We start from the raw sequence: 5,747 nt of genomic DNA, 5'->3' as shown, positions 1-5,747 counted from the left end.
GTTTACGGCGTGTCTCGCAAAGCCTTACCGGCAGTGGAGCCGCCACCAGACCCGACCGAAGCCACCACCAGCCCCGGAATCCAAAAAGAAATGCCCTGGCTCCAACTCAAAGTGAACACCAACCGCGAACAGGCGGAAAAAATCGAAGACGCTCTGCTATTTGCCGGCGCCGTCTCCGTCACCCTGCAAGACAATGCCGATCAACCGATCCTGGAGCCAGGCCTCGGCGAAACACCGCTGTGGGACGAAACCCTCGTCACCGGCCTGTTCGATGCAGAGATCGATACCAGCGTCACCGAAGCCAAAGCCGCCGCCCACCTGTGCGAACTGCTCCCCAATGCCCGCTGGGAACAGCTCGAAGACAAAGACTGGGAGCGGGAGTGGATGAGCCACTACAAGCCCATCCAGTGCGGCGACAACCTGTGGATCTGCCCCAGCTGGTGCGAGCCGCCCGCACCTGAAGCCGTCAACATCATGCTCGACCCAGGGCTCGCCTTCGGCACCGGCACCCACCCCACCACCTTCCTGTGCCTGCAGTGGCTCGCCGATGAACCCGTCAGCGGCAAAAGCGCCGTGGACTTCGGCTGCGGCTCCGGCATCCTCGGCATTGCCGCGCTGCTGCTCGGCGCCGACACCGCCATGGGGACCGATATTGACCCCCAGGCCCTGCTCGCCAGTCGCGACAACGCCGTGCGCAACGGCATCGACCCGGACCGATTCCCCGTTTTCTTACCTGAAAAAGCGCCCGCGCCCGCAGACAGCAGTGCCGACATCATGCTCGCCAACATCCTCGCCGGCCCACTGGTCGAACTGGCGCCACAGCTGGTTGAGCGCACCAAAGTCGGCGGCCGTATCTGTCTATCCGGTATTCTCAACAGCCAGGCAGAGAAGGTGAAGGCGGCCTATCGCCAGTGGATTGATTTCGATCAAGATGGCGAGAAGGAAGAATGGGTGCGCCTGAGTGGGACACGGGTGAGATAAGTATTCGCGACAGTAGCGCCGCCACAAAACTAGCTACAGAGCCCGCCCGCACTACGCGCCAGGCCTACAGACTGATAAACTTCCCCGCCAAAGCAATAATCGTCGAAATCCATGTCGCAACTGGTCACCCGCTGCCCCCACTGCAGCACCTCCTTCCACGTCAGCGAGCAGCAACTGCGTGCCGCTCGCGGCGCCGTGCGCTGCGGCTCGTGCCTGCAGGTCTTCCGCGCCGATGAGAATATCGTCTTTAACGAAGGCGACCCGACCCCGGCCGCAACCAAGAAAGCCATCGACGAGCTGCTTGAAGACGACGATTTCCTAATCCACGACGACATCGAACTCGATGGCGACGACCCGGAGGAAGCAAACGCGCTACCCAAGACAAAGGCCAGCGCCCCCACCCCTGCCCCCGACACCCAGCAGGAAAAAAACGTAGAGACCCGCGAAAACCCACTGATCGACGACGCCTTCGGCGAACACCAGTGGCAGGATATGGATGCCGACGAAGAAGAGCGGCAGCAGGATCTGGACCTGGACCGGGAACTCAACCTGGACGTCGACAACCTTAGCCCCGCCAGCGACGATCCTTGGGCCGAGGAAATTGCACGCGAGGAGTCCAGCGGCATTGGTGGCGCAGAGCCCAATATGCTTAACAACGAAGGCCATGAGCCCCCGTTCAGCGAGGACCTGTTCAGCGACGAGACGCTGCTGGATCGCGACGAAGACGAGTTTCCGCTGGCCGCAGAACCGCCCGAGGAATTCTCCGCCCAGGATCCCGCGGTCCCGGACCTGCCTCCCCGAAAGTTATCCACAGGCAACGACGACGCGGACGACCATATCGACCCGAGCCAGCGTGACCAGGCACCGCTGCTGCCCCGGGACCAGCTGATATCCGCCATTGGCCCCGCGCCCATTGAGGTCAATTGGCAGCCCAAACGCCACCACCTGATCCCCAACTGGGTATGGGGCCTGGGCGTCGCGGTGATGCTGCTGGCACTGGCCGCCCAGACCGCGTATTTCCGCTTCGACACACTGAGCAAGCGGGAGCCCTGGCGGGCCCTTTATGCGCAGGCCTGCCCGGTACTGGGCTGCAAACTTCCTGCCCAGGTCGATATTGAAGCTATCCACACCTCCAATCTGGTGGTGCGCAGCCATCCGCAGATCCCCGGCGCCCTCGCCGTGGAAGCGGTGCTGCTCAATCGCGCGCCCTTCGATCAGCCGTTCCCGACCCTGCAGCTGCGCTTTACTGACCTCAAAAATGCGCCGGTGGCCAGCCGCCACTTCTCCCCGCAGGAATACCTGAAGGGCGAGCTGTCGGGACGCCGCTTGATGCCCGCCGGCAACCCGGTGCATATCGCCCTCGACATCGTCGATCCCGGCCCCGAGGCGGTGAACTACGAGCTGAGGATCGCCACCCAGTAGGTATCGCGAGCACTTCTCCGCCCTCAAGCGACCACTTCCCTGTGCGTGCTGCAACCAGCGCTCATGGCGCGTATTGCTACAATTTGTTGCACAAACTTCGCCCTAAACGGCCAGCCATCGAACAATTTGCGCGCTTTTTCGCTTTTCCAGCGGCGAGCCAGCCGCTATCATAGGCGGCTCTTTTGACACACCAATATTCAAGACCTGATCCTGCGGGAGGGCGAGTTGCCCACGGAATTGCCAAGCAGCTTTGCCATAGGCCCCTACCAAATCGGGGCGCCAGTGATCCTGGCACCGATGGCCGGCGTTACCGATCGCCCCTTCCGCAAGCTGTGCCGCGAGCTCGGCGCCGGGCTTGTGGTGTCTGAAATGGTGACCTCAGACACCAGCCTGTGGAACAGTCGCAAGTCCAGAATGCGCCTGGACCACAGTGGTGAAGCGGGTCCTATTTCGGTTCAGATTGCCGGCGGCGACCCGGAGATGATGGCCGATGCCGCGCGCGCCAACGTTGAGCGCGGCGCGCAAATCATCGATATAAATATGGGCTGCCCGGCAAAAAAGGTGTGTAAAAAAGCAGCGGGCTCCGCCCTGCTGCGTGACGAAAAACTGGTCGCCGACATTCTGGAAGCCGTGGTTTCATCCGTCTCAGTACCAGTAACGCTGAAAATTCGTACTGGCTGGTGTCCGGATTCCCGCAACGGAGTGACGGTGGCCAAAATGGCCGAGGATATCGGTATCTCTGCCTTGGCAGTTCACGGACGCACCCGCGCCTGTGGCTACCATGGTCAGGCCGAATTCGATACCATTGCCGAGATTGCGTCCGCAGTGAAGATTCCTGTCTTCGCCAACGGCGACATCACCGGCGCGGAGAAGGCCCGCAAGGTGTTGGACTACACCGGCGCTGCTGCTGTCATGATTGGCCGTGCGGCTCAGGGACGTCCATGGATTTTCCGGGAAATCGCCCACTACCTGGCAACAGGGGAACGGTTACCGGAGCCCTCACTGGATGAAGTCAGGGACATATTGATCACTCACCTGAGTGAATTACACCGTTTCTACGGTGAGGTTATGGGGGTACGTATCGCCCGTAAACATGTGGGCTGGTACGTGAAAACGCTCGCTGACAGCGAGAACTTTCGCAAGACCTTTAACCAATTGGATTGCGCAGAAGCACAACATGCCAGCGTTCGTGAGTGGTTTGAACGCCGAATAACTAGAGGGGCAAAAGCGGCATGAATAACGAAGCACTGATTCCGGATGCCAGTGATGTGGCATCCACCGGGGGCCAGACTCAACTTCAACAACCGCAGCAGCAGTCGCTGCGCGACGCGGTTGAACAGGCGATGGAAAACTACTTCCGTCACCTGGACGGTCAGATGGTGACCGATGTGTACGATATGGTGCTGTCCGAGATTGAAGCGCCGATGCTGGAAGTGGTGATGAAGCACACCCGCCACAACCAGACTCGCGCCGCACAGCTGCTGGGCCTCAACCGGGGTACCCTGCGCAAGAAGCTCAAGCGCTACGGCCTGCTGTAAGGCGGCCAGCCGCCGAGGACAGTGACGTCCCAGGCGGTAAAAATTCGACGAGGGGGGATGGGTTCAGCCTATCCCCCCTTGCTATTTGTTGTTCCGTATTTTTTCTGACCTAGATGGACGATGCGATATGACTGACAAGGTGGCTGTTCGCCGCGCGCTGATCAGCGTTTCCGACAAGACCGGCATTGTGGAATTTGCCCGCGAACTCTCCTCCATGGGCGTGGAGATCCTTTCCACCGGCGGCACTTTCCGCCAGCTGGGCGAAGCCGGCATCCCGGTAGTGGAAGTTTCCGACTACACCGGTTTCCCGGAAATGATGGACGGCCGGGTCAAAACCCTGCACCCGAAAGTACACGGCGGCATCCTCGGCCGCCGCGGCACCGATGACGCGGTCATGGGTGAGCACGGCATCCAGCCCATCGACATGGTCGTAGTCAATCTGTATCCCTTCAAGGCCACCGTCGCCGACCCCAACTGCGACCTGCCCACCGCCATCGAGAACATCGACATTGGCGGCCCCACCATGGTTCGCTCCGCCGCCAAGAATCACAAAGACGTCGCTATCGTGGTCAACACCCACAGCTACGACACCGTGATCGAGGAAATGAAAGGCAATGACGGCCAGCTGGGCTACGAGACCCGCTACGACCTGATGGTGCAGGCATTCGAACATACCGCCCAGTACGACGGCATGATCGCCAACCACTTCGGCGCCCGTAACACCAGCAACGAAGCGCGAGCTTTCCCCAACACCTTCAACGTCCAGTTCGAAAAAGCCCAGGACATGCGCTACGGAGAGAACCCGCATCAGCAGGCAGCCTTCTACGTGGAAGCCGACGCTGAAGAAGCGTCTGTATCCAGCGCGCGCCAGCTGCAGGGCAAAGAGCTCTCCTTCAACAACGTCGCCGACACCGACGCCGCCCTGGAGACCGTCAAACTGTTCGACGAGCCGGCCTGCGTCATCGTCAAGCACGCCAACCCCTGCGGCGTAGCTGTAGCAGCAGATATCAAGACCGCCTACGAGCTGGCCTTCGCCACCGACCCGGAATCCGCATTCGGCGGTATCATCGCCTTCAACCGCGAACTGGATGCGGAAACCGCCCAGCTGATCGTCGACAAGCAGTTCTCCGAAGTCATCATCGCGCCGAAAGTTTCCGCTGCTGCAGCGGAAGCAGTATCCGCGAAGAAGAACGTACGCCTGCTGGAATGCGGCGAATGGAGCGCCGTGCGCCCCACCGCATTCGACTACAAGCGCGTCACCGGCGGCCTGCTGGTACAGGAAAAAGACAACGGCATGGTTGCCAAGGATGACCTGAAAGTGGTCACCAAGGTACAGCCATCCGACGAGCAGCTCGACGAACTGCTGTTCGCCTGGAAAGTTGCCAAGATGGTCAAATCCAACGCCATCATCTACGCCAAAGACGGCCGCACCATCGGTGTCGGCGCCGGCCAGATGAGCCGCGTCAACTCCGCGCGTATCGCCGCGATCAAGGCCGAGCACGCTGGCCTGGAAGTAAAAGGCGCCGTCATGGCCTCTGACGCCTTCTTCCCGTTCCGCGACGGAATCGACAATGCCGCCAAGGTTGGCATCAGCGCCGTAATCCAGCCCGGTGGCTCCATGCGCGACGACGAAGTCATCGCCGCTGCCGACGAGCACGGTATGGCGATGGTATTCACCGGTATGCGCCACTTCCGTCACTAAGCGCCAATTCCGACGACTACCGAAACAGGTACGTAATATTCCCGCGCTATACGGGAAGATCCTGGGGCTGGCGCCCCTCCCCGAGACCGTATGCGGCCAGGACG

Annotated in this window: 5 protein-coding genes; all 5 read left to right on the top strand. The window is 60.9% G+C overall.

Annotated features, from left to right (window positions below):
• Positions 1-90 precede the first annotated feature (90 nt).
• The 5 genes from prmA (at position 91) to purH (ending at position 5,643) form a co-directional block, all read left to right on the top strand.
• On the top strand, positions 91-981 hold the full coding sequence (prmA, locus tag B4U49_RS01520) for a 50S ribosomal protein L11 methyltransferase (RefSeq protein WP_078082824.1): 891 nt from the start codon (positions 91-93) through the stop codon (positions 979-981).
• Positions 982-1,092: 111 nt separating this feature from the next.
• Positions 1,093-2,403, top strand: coding sequence for a DUF3426 domain-containing protein (locus B4U49_RS01515; RefSeq protein WP_078082822.1), 1,311 nt, complete (start codon positions 1,093-1,095; stop codon positions 2,401-2,403).
• Between the two features lie 225 nt (positions 2,404-2,628).
• Positions 2,629-3,639, top strand: a complete 1,011-nt coding sequence (dusB, locus tag B4U49_RS01510; protein WP_078082821.1) for a tRNA dihydrouridine synthase DusB — start codon at positions 2,629-2,631, stop codon at positions 3,637-3,639.
• Positions 3,636-3,941: a DNA-binding transcriptional regulator Fis gene (fis, locus tag B4U49_RS01505; RefSeq protein ID WP_143735464.1), complete on the top strand. Its 306-nt coding sequence runs from the start codon at positions 3,636-3,638 to the stop codon at positions 3,939-3,941. Before dusB ends, fis begins: the two co-directional genes overlap by 4 nt.
• Before the next feature lie 127 nt (positions 3,942-4,068).
• Positions 4,069-5,643, top strand: a complete 1,575-nt coding sequence (gene purH, locus B4U49_RS01500; protein WP_078082820.1) for a bifunctional phosphoribosylaminoimidazolecarboxamide formyltransferase/IMP cyclohydrolase — start codon at positions 4,069-4,071, stop codon at positions 5,641-5,643.
• Positions 5,644-5,747 lie beyond the last annotated feature (104 nt).

Origin of the sequence: Microbulbifer mangrovi (assembly GCF_002009015.1) — a bacterium.
GTDB classification, from domain to species: Bacteria; Pseudomonadota; Gammaproteobacteria; order Pseudomonadales; family Cellvibrionaceae; genus Microbulbifer; species Microbulbifer mangrovi.
The sequence above is the reverse complement of the archived record's forward strand: the minus strand, read 5'-3'. Positions and strand labels throughout refer to the sequence as shown.

Bases quoted from the DNA above. Each gene is read 5' to 3' on its own strand.
- fis (WP_143735464.1), top strand. From the start codon at position 3,636: ATGAATAACGAAGCACTGATTCCGGATGCCAGTGATGTGGCATCCACC.
- prmA (WP_078082824.1), top strand. From the start codon at position 91: ATGCCCTGGCTCCAACTCAAAGTGAACACCAACCGCGAACAGGCGGAA.
- purH (WP_078082820.1), top strand. From the start codon at position 4,069: ATGACTGACAAGGTGGCTGTTCGCCGCGCGCTGATCAGCGTTTCCGAC.
- B4U49_RS01515 (WP_078082822.1), top strand. From the start codon at position 1,093: ATGTCGCAACTGGTCACCCGCTGCCCCCACTGCAGCACCTCCTTCCAC.